Source organism: Kitasatospora sp. NPDC088264, assembly GCF_040685715.1.
In the GTDB taxonomy this organism is placed as follows: domain Bacteria; phylum Actinomycetota; class Actinomycetes; order Streptomycetales; family Streptomycetaceae; genus Kitasatospora.
In genome coordinates, this window is the sequence record NZ_JBFBIR010000049.1 from 31,986 (window position 1) to 48,305 (window position 16,320).

Genomic DNA, 16,320 nt, shown 5'->3' on the forward strand with positions numbered 1-16,320 from the left:
TCTCCGACCCCCCAGCCTACGGTCGAGGTTCGAGGCCGGCCGCCGAAACGAAGCCGTCGAGGTTGTCGAGCATGATGTTGTGCCCGCAGTCCGGGACGGCCGCCAACCGGACGCCCGCCTCCCGGAGTTGGTCGGCGCCGCGCGGCTCGCCGCCCGCCTCCGGGTACAGGAAGGTGCGCGGGAGGTCGAGGCCGAGCAGCAGTTCGCGCATCGTCGGCACCGTCGCCCGGGCCAGGTGCACGGCGCTGCGGTACAGCGCCTCGGGCCCGGCGAGGCGCATCGTGGACCACCAGGACGGGCCGACCCACGTGGCGACCTCGTCCCGGCCGCCGGCCAGGAACTCCTCCTCGGTGAAGCTCGCGATACCGCTGCTGCCGGGGCCGCGGCCGGGGGTGACCGGGTCCAGGTTGGCGTCGACCAGGACGAGCCGGGAGACCAACGCCGGATGCCGGTGGGCGAGGACGACGGCGATCGCGCCGCCCATGCTGTGGCCGATCACCTCGACTCCGGCGAGCCCGGCCTCCGCCAGGGCCGCGGCGACGGCGTCGGCGTGCCCCTCCAGGGTGTATCCGAAGTCGGCGGGTCGGTCGCTGAGGCCGAAGCCGAGCAGGTCGAGCAGCAGCGAGCGGCGCCCGGCGAGCCCCGGGTGGGCGGCAGCGGCCGCGAAGTAGGCGGGCGAGCTGGCGCCGAGGCCGTGCAGGTAGAGCCGGGCGGGCTCGACTCCGGGCAGCTCGACCCATCGGATCCGGTCGCCGTTCGGGGTGACGGGGGCGTGGCGCAGCACGGGGACTCCTCCTCCAGCGGGGGCTGGGACATCAAGGGCTGAGACATCAGGGGCTGGGAACGCCCAGACCATACCTCGACATCGAGGTATCACGGAACCGATATACCGAGGCTTCGAGGGACGAATCTGCGAGAGTGGCCCCATGCTGAAGCTCGCGATCCTCGGATTCCTCTACGACCGCCCGCTGCACGGCTACCAGCTGCGCCGCCACCTCGCCGCACTCACCGGGCACGTCCGCCCGATCAGCGACGGCACGCTCTACCCGGCGATCAAGCGCCTGGAGACCGACGGCCTGCTGGTCCGCGAGACCGAGCCCGGCAGCGCCGCCGCACCCCGGCACACCCTCCACCTCACCGAGGCCGGCCGCGCCGCACTGCTCGACCAGCTGCGCGCGCCCGAGCCGCTGGACATCAGCGACGAGAACCGCTGGTTCACCCTGCTCGCCTTCCTGCGCCACCTCGCCGACCCCGCCGCCCAGGCCGCCGTGCTCCGCCGCCGACTGGCCTTCCTCTCCGAGCCGGCGAGCTTCTTCTACGACGGCGACCGCCCGGTCGGCGCCGAGGAGTTCGCCGACCCGTTCCGCCGCGGCCTGCTGCTGATCGCCCGCGCCACCAGCGAGGCCGAACTCGCCTGGCTGCACTCGACCCTGACCGAACTGGAGGACGTACCGACGGCCTGACGGACCCACGGGCCAACGAGACCCACGGGCTGACGGACTCACGGGCTGACGGACTCACGGACTCACGGACTCACGGACTCACGGACTGACCGAAAACCCGCTGCGGTGCCTTCCCTCCCCGCCCTGCCCGTGTTCCGATGACGCCCATGGGTAACGACACGCACACCGGCAACGTACGACGCGAGGGGCACGACGGAACGGGCCCGGGCGCGATCACCCCGGACGGCTGCGCCGTCGAGCTCTGGGCCCGGCTCCCCGTCGGCGACGCCCCGGACGTGATCGAGGCCGCGGTGCCGGCCGGCGCCACCATCCTCGAACTGGGCTGCGGCGTCGGCCGGATGACGCACCCGCTGACCGACCGCGGCTTCACCGTGACGGCGGTGGACGAGTCCGCCGAGATGCTGGCCAGGGTGCGCGCGGGCATCCGCACCGTGCGCAGCCCGATCGAGCGGCTGGACCTCGGCGAGCGCTTCGACGTCGTCCTGCTCGCCTCCTTCCTGATCCACGCGGGCGACGAGGCGGTCCGCCAGGGCCTGCTGGAGACCTGCCGCCGCCACGTCGCCGCGGACGGCTGCGTGCTGATGCAGCGGGAGGGCGAGGACTGGCACCTCAACGTGCCGCGCGAGGGCAGGCTCGGCACCGACGGCGTGTCGCGCATCGTCTCCTCGACGCCGGTAGGGGACGGCGTGAACTCCGTCCACGCCGAGTACGAGTTCCCGGACGGCCGCTGGACGCACACCTTCCGCTCCCGGCCGCTCACCACCGCCGCGTTCGACCGGGCGCTGGCGGACACCGGTCTGACGGTCGAGAGCTACCTGACGGAGGACCGCACCTGGGTCCGCGTCCGACCCGCCGGCTGAGCGGCGAAAGGGCAGGCGGAAGGGCAGGTGGAAGGGCAGGCGGACGAGTCGGCGGGGCACGGAAGCGCCGGCGGGCAAAGCCGGGTCAAAAGGTGAACAAAGAATAGTCATCTTCACCCCGTACCATCGGCCGCGCGCCCGCCCGTGCGCGGCCCGAGGGCCGTGCGGGTCGCGGCCTGCCCGCCTGCCCGCACGCCCGCTCCGACCTGCGAGGACCGCACATGTACGACGACCCACGGATACCCCCGGTGGGTGTCTGGTGATCGACTGGTTCCACGGGGCCGTCCTCGGCCTGATCCAGGGACTCACCGAGTTCCTGCCCGTCTCCTCCAGTGCCCACCTGCGGGTCTTCTCCGCCCTGCTGGGCTGGGACGACCCGGGCGCGGCCTTCACCGCCGTGACCCAGCTCGGCACCGAGACCGCGGTGCTGATCTACTTCCGCCGGGACATCGTCTCGATCGTGCGGACCTGGACGCTGTCACTGTTCCGCCCGGCGCTGCGCTCGGACCCGGACGCCCGGATGGGCTGGTTCGTGATCATCGGCACGCTGCCGATCGGCATCCTCGGCAAGCTGTTCCAGGACACCATCGAGACCCATCTGCGCGATCTGCGGATCATCGGCACCACGCTGATCGTCTTCGGCCTGCTGCTGGCCTTCGCCGACCGCACCCGCGCGGTCCGGCACGCCCGGCCGATCACCGACCTCACCCTGCCGCACGCGTGCGCCTACGGCCTCGCCCAGGCGCTCGCACTGATCCCGGGGGTGTCCCGCTCCGGCGGCACGATCAGCGCGGGCCTGCTGCTCGGCTACAGCCGGGAGGCTGCGGCCCGCTACTCCTTCCTGCTGGCGATCCCGGCGGTGCTCGCCTCGGGGGCGCTGGAGCTGTTCAAGATCGGCGAGGGCCCGGCACCGGCCTGGGGGCCGACCATCCTGGCCACCGCGATCGCCTTCGCGGTCGGCTATGCGGCGATCGCCTGGTTCCTCAAGTACATCTCGCACCACAGCTTTCTGCCGTTCGTGGTCTACCGGGTGCTGCTCGGCGTCCTGATCATCGGACTGGTGGCCGGCGGCGTGCTGGCCCCGGACGCGGGCGTCGTGAAGTAGAACCGCGTTCCACCAGGACCGCGTTCCAGCACGCCCCCGGAACAGCAGTGGGCCGGGACACCCGAGGGGGTGTCCCGGCCCGTCGTTCGCCAGAAGCGGGGAGGCAGCCACCGGACTGCCGGGACCTACCGCCCGAACTCCCGGGCGGCGGTCAGCCGGCCGCGGACGGCGGCGTGGACCTCGGCCTCCTCGGCCGGATCGGCGGCGAGCCGGCGCAGGCGCTCCAGCACGCGCGCGTCACCCGTGGTGGCGACATGGCGCGCGGCGAGCTCCCGCGTGGCCTCCTCGCAGTCCCAGAGGCACTCGACGGCGGGGCCCTCGGGGAAGTGCACATCGGTCACGGCGAGCGCCCGGGCGGCACGGCCGCGCAGTTCGGAGGAGGCGGCCTCCCCGTAGATATGGCGCAGCACGGGGACGGCGTCGGCGGCGACCAGCCGCCCCGCACCGTCGACCAGCGAACCGAGCCCGGTACCGCTGACCCCGCGGACGGACACCCAGCGGCGCAGGCCGTCGACGACGAACGGCGCGTCGGCCGGCTCCCCGGCGTCGGCGAGCAGTTTGACGGCGGCCTCGCCGAGCGCGCTGTCCGCGCCCCCGGTGGCCGGGTCGGCCCAGCGGCGGGCCTGCGCCAGGACCTCGGGGCCGCGCATCCGGCCGACCAGTTCCAGGGCCGCGCGCACGATCCGGTCGTCGACGTCGACGGCGGCGGCCTCGATCAGCTCGACGGCGGCCGGGTCCCGCTGGTCGACCAGGTAGCGCAGTGCCGCCCGGCGGGCGCCGGGCAGGCCGCCGCGGGCGGCCTCCAGCACGGCGGGGCGGTCCTCGGGCCGGACGACGGCGGTCAGGCAGCGGGCGGCGGCGGCGGCCCGGCGGTCCACGGCGTCGGGCGCGGCCGGATCGGCGGCGGCGGGCGCGGGCTCGGGCCGGCTGTCGGCTCCGCCGAGGAAGGCGTCGGCCCCGAGGGCGCCCAGGCTCCCCTGATCGGCCCAGGCCAGGACGTCGGCGGTGGACCAGCCCGGGGTGACGCCGCCGCGGTTGAGCTGGCGCTGCCAGAGGTCGAAGGGTGACTGCTCGCTGGCCGCCGCCACTCTCGGGTGGTAGGCCGCCCACAGCCGCCAGGGCCGGGGCTCGTAGGCGTTGCGGATGAACTCGCGCAGCTCGGCGTCGCCCTCGGGGCCCGGGGCGAAGCGGTCCAGGACGGCGGTGCCGAGCAGCAGCAGGCCGCGGTCGTCGTCGCGCAGGGCGAGCTCGTCGAGGGCCCAGGCCCAGTTGGCACCGGTGGCGGTGTACTCGCGCAGCATCAGCAGCGCGTCGCGCCGGCCGTACGCGGCGAGGTGGCCCAGGACGGAGAGGGCGAGGCCGGTGCGGTTCTCGTCGTCGCTGACGAGGTCCTCGGCGGAGTGGAGATGGTCCTCGATGCCGTCGAGGGGCGCTTCCAGCTCCATGTAGAGACGGGCGTAGTAGAGGGAGCGGCTCTCGACCTGCCAGTCGGCTCGCGGATCCCTGGTGACGCACTCCTCCAGCGCGGCGATGGCCTCGGTACGGTCGGCGGCCAGCGCGTGGAGCTGCCCGTCACCGCGGCCTCGCTGCAGGAGGCCGAGGAGGCTGGCACTGGGTGCTATCACTGGCTCGAACATGAGGTCAGCATCCGTTGCGGCGGTCGTAGTGGCAACGGGATTTCCGTCGCCGGGGTCTCTGGTCGGTACTGCGGTGGGCGCCCGGGCGCCGGAATCACCGAAGGTTACCGCCTCGCGCCACCTTCCGCACACAGGGCGACGACGGCTGCTGCCACAGTGGCATATGCCAGGGGAATTTTGCCTGCGTTATGTCCAAATCGCCCGCAGGGGCGAGGGCGCTGTGCCACAGTCTTCTCACCACCGACGGCCCGCACGCGGCGGGCCACCCCCGAGCGATGGACCCGCCATGAAGATGCCCACAGGCGCCGCCCGCCCGCCGGACACCGCCACGGTGGACGGCGCCCCGGCGAGCGCGACGGACGACGGCGCGCGCGGCGAGCCGAGCGGCGACGCCGACAGCGGAACGGACGGCAGAGTGGACGGCACGGCGCAGGAGCCGTCCAAGAACCCCGACCTCGGCGACGGACCCGACGCCGGCGGCGTCCGCGACCACCTCATCGGCTCAGCCGAATGGGACCTCCTCACCGACCGCGTCCACTGGAACGCGGACACCTACCAGCTCCTCGGCTGCGACCCGGGCAACGGCCCGCTCAGCCTCGACCGGCTGCCCGACCGCCTCCCCGAGGCCGACCGGCCCGTGCTGCGCCGGATGATGACCGACGCCCTGGTCCACGGCCGCACCTCCGCCGGCACCCTGCGGATCCGCCGCGACGGCGCCCCGCACGCCAGCGTCGAGTGCGCGGGCGAGCCCGTCCTCGGCACGGACGGCACCGTCACCGCCCTGCGCATGCTGCTGCGGCCGGCGCCCCCGAACTGACCGGAGCCCGCCGGGGCCTCAGAACCTCCGGGCCTCGGGACACCCAAGGCTCAGGACACCCAAGGCTCAGGCCTCCGGGCCTCCGGGCCTCAGGACCGCTTCGGCCGCTTCTTCGCGTCCGCCGCCCGCAACTCCCGCCCCAACTCGGCCCGCAGCTCGTCCACCACCGGCAGGCCCCGGTAGCGCGCGGTCAGCCGGTACATCTCGCGCAACCGGTCCCAGGTCCGGTGCGAGGAGTTCTGGCCGATCAGGTTCATCACCATCTTGGCCTGGAACTCCGCCGCGTCCGGCTCGCCGCTCAACCAGTGCACCGAGGCCAGGGTGATCCGGTCGAACAGCGCCGAGCGCAGTTGCCCGGTGCCCTCCCGCAGGGTGATCACCCGCTCCGCGTGCCGCTGCGCCTGCGCCGCCGCCGAGGGGTCGTGCTCCGCCAGCGTGCGCAGCACCAGCGCCTGCATGCCGCGCAGTTCGGCCTCGTCGAACACCTGCATCCAGGACGGCGGCGGCTCCGGCGCGCCCTCGGCGAACAGGTCCTCGGCCTCGCCGAGCAGCCGCCAGGTGTCCTGGGAGTGCCCGATCGAGGCGTGCGCCCAGGCCTCGACGGTGTTCAGCATCGCGCGCGTTCTCGGCAGCACCCGGCCGCCGGCCGCCTTGGCCGCCGACATCAGGTCGATCGCGTCGTCGGCCCGGCCCAGGTGGACCATCTGCCGTGCGGCCCGGGAGATCGCCTCGCCGGCCCGCGGCCGGTCGCCGGCCTCCTTGGCCGACTCCGCCGCGATCATGAAGTACCGCTGGGCGGTGGGCTCCAGGCCCACGTCGTGCGACATCCAGCCCGCCAGCACCGCCAGGTTGGCCGCGACCAGCCACAGCCGCTGCTCCACCGCCGGGGCATGTCGGTGCGTCAGCAGGCCTCCCACCTCGTTCAGTTGACCGACCACCGCCTTGCGCTGAAGCCCGCCGCCGCGCGCCGCGTCCCAGGCGCGGAACACCAGGACCGAGCGCTCCAGCGACTCCACCTCGTCGAGCCCGACCGGGCCCGCGTCGTACACGTCCACCGCGGGGCGCACCCCGCCCTGGGTGATCACCTGGCGCGGCCCGGGGACCGAGGCCGCGTACGCGACCGCGTCCCCCCCGAGCCAGCCCTTCAACGAATCGGCGATGACCGTTCCGGCCGTGAGCGCGGCACCCGCGCCCACCAATCCACGTCGGTTCAGCATGAGGTCCATTCCCGTGAACTCGGTGAGGACCGCGGCCGTTCGATCCGGCGACCATGGCACTGCTGCGGACTGCGCCGCTCCGGACCTGGTGGGCCGGTGTCGTTCCAGACCGAGGTCCTCAGTGGTGACGACACGGCCGAGCCGCTCCGTGAACACGGCCGCCAGCACCCTCGGCACCGGATCCCGGGGGATCTCCCCCTGCTCGATCCAGCGCCGTACCCTCGACGTGTCGGTGGACAGCTGCTGCTGTCCCATCGCGGCACCCCGACGGTTGACCAGCCGCGCGAGTTCGCCCTTCGACCAACCGGTCAGGACGAACAAGTCAGCGAGTCGGGTGTTGGGTTCCCTGCTCAACGAAGCCCCCAGGTTCCTCGGCTGATTCGAGGCTAGAGGCTCCGGCAAGTGCCAGGCGAGCATTCGCCACCGTTCGCCAGGGCCCGCCAGACTACTAAGCCAGTGCGCCGCGGGTGTGTTGTAGGGGTGCGCCACCTCGCCCCCGGGTCGGGCGGCGTCCCACCGGCGTCGGGGCAGTCCCCCGACCGTGGCACGGGACGCTCCCGGTCCTCACCCGAGGGGGTGGCGCGGCCGGGTGGCGCGGGGGCGCCGGGCACGGCCACGGCAGTCCGGCCGACCGTACTCCCCAGGGTGCGGACGGCCGGAGCACCGCCGTCGTCCGGGTCTCACGACCCCGCGTCCGTGCCCGGCGCCCGCGCACCACCCACCGCACCGAGTCAGGGCCGCCGTCACGCCAGGAAGCACGCGGCACCGGCCCTCCCCGCACCGCGGGGCGCACCTGCCGACGGACAGAAAGGGACCACCCTCACCCCATGTACTCCTCAGCGACGACCCCCTCGCCGACCGCGACCCGCACCGCGCTGCGCCCCCCCACCGCAGCCGCCGGGCGCCCCGGGCCGAAGCAGGTGCCCCCGTCGAGCCGCCCGGTGGCTCCGCACGGCACCGACGGCCGGTCCACGGACGCCCGGGTCCCGTCCGGCCGTACGGCGCTGGGGCTCCGCGGCCCCGAAGCGGCCCCGCCCGTCGGCGGCCGGCTCCCGCTCGCCCGCCAGGCCGACGGCCGGGTGCTGCGCCCGCCGCACCGGCCCGGCCAGGTCGGCGCCGGCCCCGAACGGATCGACCCGTCGGCGCTGCAGACCCCGGCGGTGCGGGCCGCGCTGGCGAGTGTCGCGCGGATATGTCCCGCGTTCACCCCGCGCCAGGTGCTGCGCGAGGGCAGCCGCCACATCCTGGTGGCGGGCACCATCGGGCGGGCCCCGGTGGTCGCCAAGTGCCTGGCGCCGCAGGCGGTGCGGAGTGGGTACTTCGAGCAGTTGGTGGCCGACTTCCACCACGAGGTCGCGGTCTACCGGGCGTTCGTCCGGCACCGCCCGCCGGTGCGGCTGCCCCGGCTGGTCGCCGCCGACCACGACCGCTGCGTGCTCGTCATGGAGCGCGTTCCCGGGCGCCCGGCGGCGCGGGAGCGCCACCCGGTCAACGCGCCCACCCCGGGCGAGGTGCGGGCGCTGCTGACCGCCGTCCGGACGCTCAACCTGTGGCGGCCGCCGACCGACGTGTTCCAGCCACGCATGGACTACCCGATGGAGATCGCCCGTTACCACTCGGTGGGCCAGCTCACCGACCGGGACGCCGGCGACCTGCGCGGCCTGCTGCACGGCCTCGGCCACACCCCGCTCCAGCTCTGCCACGGCGACGCCCTGCTCAGCAACATGCTGCTGGCGCCGTCCGGCCCGGTGCTGGTCGACTGGGAGCAGGCCGGCTGGTACCTGCCCGGCTACGACCTGGCGGTGCTGTGGAGCGTGCTGTCCGGCGACACCGCGGCGCGCCGCCAGATCAGCCAACTCGCCCAGAGCGGCGGCACGCTGGCCCGGGACGCGTTCCTGGTCAACCTGGTGCTGGTGCTGATGCGGGAGATCCGGCTGTACGACGTGCCGGGCGCCGGCGAGGAGCAGCGGATCATGATCCGCCGGCTCTACGACGACGCCGCGCTCGCCCGCCGGGCCGTCCGGGCCGCGGTCGGCACCCGCTGAGGCTCCGGGCCCCGAGCCCCCGGGGCCCGGAATCCGCTACGGCCGGCCGCCGCGCTCCAGGGCGGCCCGGCCGGCGGCCTCCAGGACGGCCTCGTCCGGGGCGAGGTGCACCCGGCTGCTCAGGACGTCCCGCAGGTAGCGCTCCAGCGGGTGACGCCGGCTCAGGCCGGGGTTGCCGGTGAGCGAGACCGCCTGCTGGACCGCCGTCGTCGCGGCCCGGGTGGCCAGCAGGTGGGCCGGGCCGGTCCGCGCGACCGCGTCCGGCTCTCCCCGGTCCACCCGGGGGGCCAGCCCCTCGACCAGTTCCTCGGCGCCGATCAGCTGGGCCTCGATCTCGCCGAGGGCACAGCGGTAGCGGGGCAGGGTACCGAGCGGCTCGGTCAGATTGGCCGGAGTGCGCTGGTTGAGGAAACGGATCAGCCAGGACTGGGCGGCGCGAGCCACCCCGATCGCCACCGCGGAGAGCGCCAGATCGTGCCAGGCGAGGGAGAGTTCGGCGGCCCCGGCCGCGTCCGCCGCGCCGCCCTTGGGAGCGGTGAGGCCGAGCGCGAGCTCGGTCGGCACCCGGACCTGCTCCAGCACCACGTCGTGGCTGGCGCTGGCCCGCAGGCCGACCTGGTCCCAGGTCGGGTCGATCTCCAGGCCCTCGCTCTCGCCGCGGACCAGGAACGTCCCGACCCTCGGCTCCGCCTCGTCGGTCCGCGCGGTCACCGCCATCCAGGCCAGCGCCTCGGCGCCGGTGCAGTACGTCTTCCGGCCCGTCAGCGACCAGCCCTCGCCGTCCCGCCGGGCCACCGTGTCCGGCAGCGCTCCGGGCCGGCCGCCGGGCTCCGCGCGCAGCGTGTTGACCAGGGCGGGCCCGCGCCGGGACTCGGTGAGCAGCCGCCGGTAGCCCGCCGTCGGCCAGGCCGCCCGGCGGGCCTGCTCGGCGTGCTGGAGCAGCGTGAAGGCGGTGACCACGGCCACCGAGGCGTCCCCGCGCCCGAGTTGGGCCAGCACCCGGACGGTGTCGGCGAGCGTGCCGCCCGGTCCGCCGTACCGCTGGGAGACGGTCAGGGTGAGCAGTCCGGCCTCGTGCACCGCCTCGATGCCCTGGTAGGGGAAGGTGGCGTCGCGGTCGTGCTCCTCGGCGCGGGCGGAGAGCAGGTCGACCACCCGGGGCAGTCCGGCGAGGGCAGCGACGACGGCCGAGCGGTCGGGCGCGGGATCGGGCGCGGGGTGGCCGGAATCCGACGCTCCCGCGGCGGCGCCGGGCACGGCGGCGGCCGCGGTGTCGGACGGGCGGTCCGCGGGCGAACGGTCAGCGGCGGTGGTCGTCATGGTGCTGGGGCCTCCGGGCGGCAGCGTGGGCGCGGCAGATGCGGGCGGCACGCCGGACGGGCGCGCGGTACCGGACGGGCGGCCTCGGAGGTCGGTTCACGGCCCGCCCCCCGGATTCGGCGCCGGCCACGAACGGCCGGCCGCCCGCCGCCTCGGGGACGAATTCCCCCTCAGCGGCCCGGACACACCGCGCTGGCGGTGCGCCGCAGGTCCAGATAGCTGCGACGGGTCAGCAGCGGGAGACGGCACGACATGTTCGCGACTGTACGAACCCGTGATCGAAACCGTCAAGCTACGTCCGAGCCCTGGTCGAGGCCGGTCAGCCTTGCTGGAACATGTCGGCCGGGAGCGGCTTCAACAGCTGATACAGGTCGTCCGAAATCGGTCGGTCCCAGGACGCGATGGTGACCTGGACGCCGTCGCTGCGCCCGAACTGGGCGCAGAACACCCGCTCCTCGCTGACCTTGACCTTCTTCACGATCAGCAGGTCGTCCCCGAGCATCACCGGGAAGTCCTCGGCCGAGACGAAGTCGACCGGCTCGTCGTTCTCCAGCGCCGCGAGCAGCTGCCGCACCTCGAAGGGCACGCTGTCGCCGGTCTCCCGGGCGGGCGAGCCCTCGGGGAGGTTGCCGATGAACATCGCCGGGCCTCTGCCGCCGAACAGGTCGTAGCGCAGGAAGATCCCCTGGCAGGAGCCGTCCGGGCCGGTCATCATGGCCGCACCGAAGTCGCCGGGCCAGTCACCCGGGTCCATCGCGAGCACGTCGAAGTCCGGGCCGGCGGGCTGTCCGGAGCGACGGCGGAGAAAAGACATGGGAACATCGTACGTGCCCGGCACACCACGCTCGCGAGGTGGGTGGGGCACCGTCGGGAGATCGACGCTCAGAGACCAATGTTGACTCTGAGCAACCGTCCGGGCTACGTTCGGTTCAGCACGACAGCCGTTCTGGGTTTCACCCTCCGGGGGGACGGCATGTCGCAACGCGGCCCTACACGCGTTTCCCTCACTGTGCACATTGTCGTGCCGAACTGCCGAGCACCCAGCTTCGTCGTCGCACACAGCACAGCACACAAGCCAACAGTTCCATCACCACAAGCCAGATCCGCGGGGCCCCGGCCCGTCGCTCCCGCGGATCTTGCTCGGGACGCCGCCGCGTGGGGGCGTGCGGGTCCCGAGCAAACGGTGTCGCCGCCGAGTCGCTCTCGGCGTCGACGCCAGCCTCCCGGCGACTGCCGGCCCCTCGTGGGCCGGGACCGGCCGGCGCACCCCGGTGCGCAGGGGATGACTGGGAGGATGGCCTGGCAACACTGCCGGGTCGCACAGCAGGCGCCGTGTCTGGCCGCGTGGGGGCGGTGGGCACGGCGTCTGCCTGTGCTCATACTCTGAGCTGCGTTTGTCTAACAGTCAACAGAAATTCTGACGGGGCACGTTCAATAGATCATCAGTTGTGATGTTCGGGGCCGAAATCGACCGCGGAGCGGGCCCCGTTCCGACGGGGCCCGCTCCGCGGTCGTGCGACGGTCGCGCGGGCTCAGGTGAGGTCGAACTCGCCGTCCCGGGCACCGAGCACGAAGGCCCGCCACTCCCCCGGCGTGAACACCAGGACCGGACCGTCCTCCTGACGGCCGTCCCGCATCCCGATGTACCCGTCCACGAACGCGATCTGGACATCCCCGACGCCCTGGCTGCTGCACAGCCACTTCGCCCCGGTGAAGTCCACCTTCGGCTTCCCGCTCGGCGCCAGCTGCGGCTCCGCGCCGCCCGTCTCCACGTCGATCCCGCTGTTGACTGCCACTACCCGGTCTCCTCCCGACGGCTTTCCGGGCCAGCCTAACCACACCCGCCCGCCCCGGTCAGCGGGTTGACGAGGACTCCACCAGCCGGGCCCGGACGCCGCCGGAGGCCCGCTCAACGCGTGTCCCGCCCGACGGGGGCCACCGGAGCTGCCAGAGTGCTTGGCAACGCGGGGGACCACCCCCCGCCGGCCGTACGCGGGCCCTCGACGGCCCGTCCCGGCCCCGCCCCGGCCCCGCGGAACCCGATGCGCACCGGATGCGGCCCGCACCACCTCGCCCAGCACCGCCCAGCACCGCCCACCACCGCCCAGAGGGAGCAGCCGATGAGCCGCCGGGACGGCACCCGCGCCGATGTCATCCCCATCTCCGACGCCCCCTCGGCCCACCCCCCTGCGCCCCGCACGCCACCCGCGCCCGCCACGCTGCCCCGGCCCGCCTCCGGCCGGCCCCCCGTGCACGGCCGGGTCGGGATCGTCCTGGTGTCGCACAGCCAGGAACTGGCCATCGCGGTGCGCACCCTCGCGCTCTCACTGACCGGATCCGACTCCCCCGCCCCGATCGCCGCGACCGGCGGGGACCAGGGCGGTCCCGGCATCAGCGCGGTCCTGGTGGCCGCCGCCACCCGCCGGGTCGACCAGGGCCACGGGGTCGTGGTGCTCGCCGACCTGGGCAGCGCCGTCACCACCGTGCGCGCCCTGCTGTCCGACGCCGACGAGCACGGCCTCCCGTTCCCGGTCCGCTTCGCGAACGCGCCGTTCGTCGAGGGCGCGGTGGCGGCCACCGCCACCGCCACCGCGGGCGGCGACCTCGCCGCCGTCCTGGACGCCGCGGAGGAGGCCTACCGGCAGCGCAAGGGCTGAGCGACCTCGCGAACTCCCGCCGCCTGGGGTGACCGGGCCACCACCATCGGCGAAGGGTCCGGGCTCCCGGCCCACCCGGGGTGGGGAGGCGGGGATGCGGGCCGTCCGCCGTGCGCCGGTCAGGGGCGCTCCTTGCCCTCCCACACGAAGACCGTCGACCCCTCGCACTCCAGCGCGTGGCGCAGCCGCTCGTGCTCGACCTCGATCATCGGCGGCAGCCCGTCCAGCGGGTACCAGCCGACCTCCAGCGACTCGTCGTCGTTCACCCTCGCCTCGCCGCCGACCGCCCGGCACCGGAAGGTCAGCACCAGGTACTGCGTCACGTCGCCGTTCGGGTAGGTGACCTGCGGCGAGACGGTGACCGAGGCGAGCAGTTCGGGCACCGCCACCACCCCGCTCTCCTCCAGGCACTCGCGCACCACGCCGTCGGCGGGCTGCTCACCGGGGTCGAGGATGCCGCCGACCGGCGCCCACCTCCCGTCGTCGGCCCGTCGGGCCAGCAGCACCCGGCCGCGGTCGTCCAGGACGACGGCGACGACGGCGGTCAGCCAGAGCGGACGGGTGCCCACCAGGGCTCGGAGATCGGCGAGGAACGGGGGAATGGCCATGCGCCGCAGCCTAGGCCCTGTCCGGCGGGGCCCCGGGCCGACGCCACCGACGGGCGGCCCGCGGCGCGCAGGCTCATCGCGCGAGACCGCCCTCCGGGCGCAGCAGGGCCAGCACGGTCAGCCCGAGGATCCGCAGGTCGAGCCGGAGCGAGCGGTGCTCCACGTACCAGAGGTCGAGTTCGGCCCAGTCCGGCCGGGCGAGCGGGTGGCGGGCCTGGAGTTGGGCCCAGCCGGTCAGTCCGGGCCGGACGTCGAGCCGGCAGCGCTCGCGGCGGGAGTAGCGGACCGCCTGGTCGGGGCGGACGGGCCGGGGGCCGATCACCCCCATCTCGCCGCGGGCGACGTTCCACAGCCGGGGCAACTCGTCCAGGCCGGTCCGGCGGAGCAGGGCGCCGAGCCGCCCTCCCCGGCTGGTCCGGAAGCGGAGGACCTGGAACTCCCGGCCGTGCCGTCCGGCCCGGGACAGCCGCAGGAGCACCGGGCCGCGCGCCGTGCAGCGCAGCAGGGCGGCGATCACCAGGGCCAACGGGAGCGCGACGATCCCCGCCAGGGCGGCGAGGGCGAGGTCCCCGCCGCGCCTCATCCGGCGGACACGGTGGTGCGCGGTGCGCCGTCCGGCTTCCCGCCGGGTCCTCCGCCCGGCTCTCCGCCCGGATCGGACGTGGCGCTGCCGCCCATCTCTTCCCCTCCACGGCACCGTCGAGCCGCAAGAACGCATTCACAGTAGGGGCGCCTCGGAAGCAGTCGCCCGGGAATGGTGAAAGAAGTGGGCAGAGGATTGTCCGACAGGCCGAAATTCGGTCGATCTGACCAATATTGCTCGATCTGCTGCTCGATCTGCCGCTTGGAATGCCGAGGGCAATCGAAGTACAACCGTCCACCGAAGGCCGGCCGGCCGCCGAGGCGGTCAGAGCGCAGCGCGGCGCCGGTACCGCAGCAGCCCGAACGCGATCCGGCCGAGCAGCAGCACTCCCGCGGCCAGACAGCCCGCCACCGCCATCGCCCAGGCCGGACCGTCACTGTCCGGAACGATCACCGCCACCACAATGCCCAGCGCGAGGCAGGCCAAACCCACCATCGCCAGCGGAAGCTGGTGGGTGACCAGGGCGCCACCACTCCACGCACGGGCCATCCTGGTCGCGCCGTGCAGGTGGAAGGGATCACGGTCCGCATCTGCCATGAGCCCAAGGTACCCCCGGCGAACGCCGGAGGCAGCCCGCGGGGAGTGAACGTTCGACCACCCGGTGCGACCGGCCCGCCGACCTCGCCCGAGCCCCCCGCGGCCCGGCCCCGGTCGTGCATTCCGGCTCCACAATCAGTCCACATCAGTCCACGAAAAATCCTCGTCCCCCCGGTACAACCATCCGCTCGGTGCAGCGGTCTCAATGGCATTGAGCGATCCAGGAGCCGTTCGCGGGAAGGGTGCGAGCCCCCACCGCGGACCGGAATACCCAGGAGGCGGAGCCGCCTCCTCCTGGGGTCGGAGGCCGGGCTCCGTCCTCCGGCGGTACCGCCACGCCGCTCGGCGACCGAGGGGGAACCGTGCCGCAGTCCCAGTCCACCACGTCGATCTCCATGGCCCCCACCAGGCCCGTCCCGTTCGTGCGCCCGCTGCCGACGGCCACCCGCCGCCACCCGACCGCCGACCGGGGCCGGGCAGACGCGCGGGGCGAATGGCTGCGGTTCGCCCCCGTCCAACCCCTGTTCCGCGCCCGCGCCGCACAACGCCTCGCCGTCCTCGCCTACCACGGCGTCACCGACCACCGGTCCTTCGGCGCCCAGCTCGACCGGCTCCGAAGACTCGCCACCCCGGTCTCGCTCACCGCCGTCCTCCAAGCCGCCACCGAACAGCGGCCACTGCCGCCCCGCAGCGTCCTGGTCACCTTCGACGACGCCGACCGCAGCGTCCTCACCCACGCCCTGCCCGCCCTCGACGCCCGCGGCATCCCCGCCACCGCCTTCGTCATCTCCGAGCTCATCGGCACCGAACGCCCCTTCTGGTGGCACGAGGCCGACTTCCTCGCCCGGCACGGCGGCCGTGCCCGCTCGCTCGACTGCGGGCACCCCTCCCAGTTGCTCCCCCGGCTCAAGGCCATGCCCGACCCCGACCGGCGGCGCAGCCTGCACGAGCTCCGGGTCAGCGCCGACCGCCGCCCACCCCGCCAGGAGCAGCTCACCCCCGCCGACCTGCTCGCCCTGCGCGACGGCGGCGTCGCCATCGGCAACCACACCCAGGGGCACCCCTGCCTCGGCCGCTGCGACGACGCCACCGTCCGCGCCGAGATCACCGGCGCCCACGAAGCCCTCACCCGCTGGCTCGGCGAACCCCCCACCGCCTTCGCCTACCCGGACGGCGGGCACGACCCGCGTGCCGAAACCGTCCTCCAGGAACTCGGCTACCGCCTCGGCTTCCTCTCCGACCACCGGCTCGGCCCCCGCATCCCCTCCCACCCGCTCCAGATCAGCCGCCTCCAGGTCGACTCCACCACCAGCACCCGCCGCTTCGACACCATCCTCTCCGGCCTCGAACCCGCCTACCGCCGCTGGCGCCGCCAAGCCGTCGCCTGACCGGCCGGGGCACGCAAGGGGGA

16 protein-coding genes are annotated in these 16,320 nt (G+C 74.3%); 7 read left to right on the forward strand and 9 right to left on the reverse strand.

From position 1 onward, the window contains the following. Positions 1–16: 16 nt before the first annotated feature. The gene (locus AB0O82_RS28920; protein ID WP_363586886.1) at positions 17–781 is read right to left on the reverse strand and encodes an alpha/beta hydrolase; all 765 of its coding nucleotides are present in this window, start codon (positions 779–781) and stop codon (positions 17–19) included. A gap of 145 nt (positions 782–926) precedes the next feature. On the opposite strand from AB0O82_RS28920, the gene AB0O82_RS28925 reads away from it, so the two are divergent. The 3 genes from AB0O82_RS28925 to AB0O82_RS28935 all read left to right on the forward strand — a co-directional run bounded on the left by AB0O82_RS28925 (position 927) and on the right by AB0O82_RS28935 (position 3,428). Next, positions 927–1,463, forward strand: coding sequence for a PadR family transcriptional regulator (locus AB0O82_RS28925; RefSeq protein ID WP_363586861.1), 537 nt, complete (start codon positions 927–929; stop codon positions 1,461–1,463). A gap of 146 nt (positions 1,464–1,609) precedes the next feature. After that, positions 1,610–2,323 carry a class I SAM-dependent methyltransferase gene (locus tag AB0O82_RS28930; protein ID WP_363586862.1) on the forward strand — a complete coding sequence of 238 codons (714 nt, stop codon included), beginning with the start codon at positions 1,610–1,612 and terminating at the stop codon, positions 2,321–2,323. A gap of 259 nt (positions 2,324–2,582) precedes the next feature. Beyond that, positions 2,583–3,428 carry an undecaprenyl-diphosphate phosphatase gene (locus tag AB0O82_RS28935; protein WP_363586863.1) on the forward strand — a complete coding sequence of 282 codons (846 nt, stop codon included), beginning with the start codon at positions 2,583–2,585 and terminating at the stop codon, positions 3,426–3,428. A 125-nt stretch (positions 3,429–3,553) separates the two neighbouring features. Here AB0O82_RS28935 and AB0O82_RS28940 read toward each other — a convergent pair whose 3' ends face one another. Then, complete coding sequence (locus AB0O82_RS28940; protein ID WP_363586864.1) at positions 3,554–5,065, reverse strand: HEAT repeat domain-containing protein; 1,512 nt, start codon at positions 5,063–5,065, stop codon at positions 3,554–3,556. A 286-nt stretch (positions 5,066–5,351) separates the two neighbouring features. On the opposite strand from AB0O82_RS28940, the gene AB0O82_RS28945 reads away from it, so the two are divergent. Then, positions 5,352–5,882, forward strand: a complete 531-nt coding sequence (locus AB0O82_RS28945) for a hypothetical protein (RefSeq protein WP_363586865.1) — start codon at positions 5,352–5,354, stop codon at positions 5,880–5,882. 89 nt (positions 5,883–5,971) lie between these two features. On the opposite strand, the gene AB0O82_RS28950 is transcribed toward AB0O82_RS28945, so the two are convergent. After that, positions 5,972–7,453: a hypothetical protein gene (locus tag AB0O82_RS28950; protein ID WP_363586866.1), complete on the reverse strand. Its 1,482-nt coding sequence runs from the start codon at positions 7,451–7,453 to the stop codon at positions 5,972–5,974. A gap of 473 nt (positions 7,454–7,926) precedes the next feature. On the opposite strand from AB0O82_RS28950, the gene AB0O82_RS28955 reads away from it, so the two are divergent. Next, positions 7,927–9,144 (forward strand): phosphotransferase, encoded by a 1,218-nt coding sequence (locus AB0O82_RS28955; protein WP_363586867.1) that lies wholly within the window; start codon positions 7,927–7,929, stop codon positions 9,142–9,144. A gap of 36 nt (positions 9,145–9,180) precedes the next feature. On the opposite strand, the gene AB0O82_RS28960 is transcribed toward AB0O82_RS28955, so the two are convergent. From AB0O82_RS28960 to AB0O82_RS28970, 3 genes are all read right to left on the reverse strand, one after another. Continuing rightward, a complete protein-coding gene (locus tag AB0O82_RS28960; protein WP_363586868.1) occupies positions 9,181–10,464 on the reverse strand; it encodes an acyl-CoA dehydrogenase family protein in 1,284 nt (427 codons plus the stop codon). Between the two features lie 319 nt (positions 10,465–10,783). Continuing rightward, on the reverse strand, positions 10,784–11,278 hold the full coding sequence (locus tag AB0O82_RS28965) for a hypothetical protein (protein ID WP_063350170.1): 495 nt from the start codon (positions 11,276–11,278) through the stop codon (positions 10,784–10,786). Positions 11,279–11,996: 718 nt separating this feature from the next. Further along, entirely contained in the window at positions 11,997–12,236 is a 240-nt protein-coding gene (locus tag AB0O82_RS28970) for a DUF397 domain-containing protein (RefSeq protein ID WP_363586888.1), read from the reverse strand. Between the two features lie 477 nt (positions 12,237–12,713). Here AB0O82_RS28970 and AB0O82_RS28975 point away from each other — a divergent pair, with 477 nt between their 5' ends. Beyond that, on the forward strand, positions 12,714–13,121 hold the full coding sequence (locus AB0O82_RS28975) for a PTS fructose transporter subunit IIA (RefSeq protein WP_363586889.1): 408 nt from the start codon (positions 12,714–12,716) through the stop codon (positions 13,119–13,121). A 119-nt stretch (positions 13,122–13,240) separates the two neighbouring features. On the opposite strand, the gene AB0O82_RS28980 is transcribed toward AB0O82_RS28975, so the two are convergent. From AB0O82_RS28980 to AB0O82_RS28990, 3 genes are all read right to left on the reverse strand, one after another. Then, on the reverse strand, positions 13,241–13,729 hold the full coding sequence (locus tag AB0O82_RS28980; RefSeq protein ID WP_363586869.1) for an NUDIX domain-containing protein: 489 nt from the start codon (positions 13,727–13,729) through the stop codon (positions 13,241–13,243). 73 nt (positions 13,730–13,802) lie between these two features. Beyond that, on the reverse strand, positions 13,803–14,312 hold the full coding sequence (locus tag AB0O82_RS28985) for a sugar transferase (RefSeq protein ID WP_363586870.1): 510 nt from the start codon (positions 14,310–14,312) through the stop codon (positions 13,803–13,805). Between the two features lie 324 nt (positions 14,313–14,636). Next, positions 14,637–14,909: a hypothetical protein gene (locus tag AB0O82_RS28990; RefSeq protein ID WP_350884215.1), complete on the reverse strand. Its 273-nt coding sequence runs from the start codon at positions 14,907–14,909 to the stop codon at positions 14,637–14,639. Positions 14,910–15,271: 362 nt separating this feature from the next. Here AB0O82_RS28990 and AB0O82_RS28995 point away from each other — a divergent pair, with 362 nt between their 5' ends. Beyond that, positions 15,272–16,297 carry a polysaccharide deacetylase family protein gene (locus AB0O82_RS28995; protein ID WP_363586871.1) on the forward strand — a complete coding sequence of 342 codons (1,026 nt, stop codon included), beginning with the start codon at positions 15,272–15,274 and terminating at the stop codon, positions 16,295–16,297. Positions 16,298–16,320: the final 23 nt, after the last annotated feature.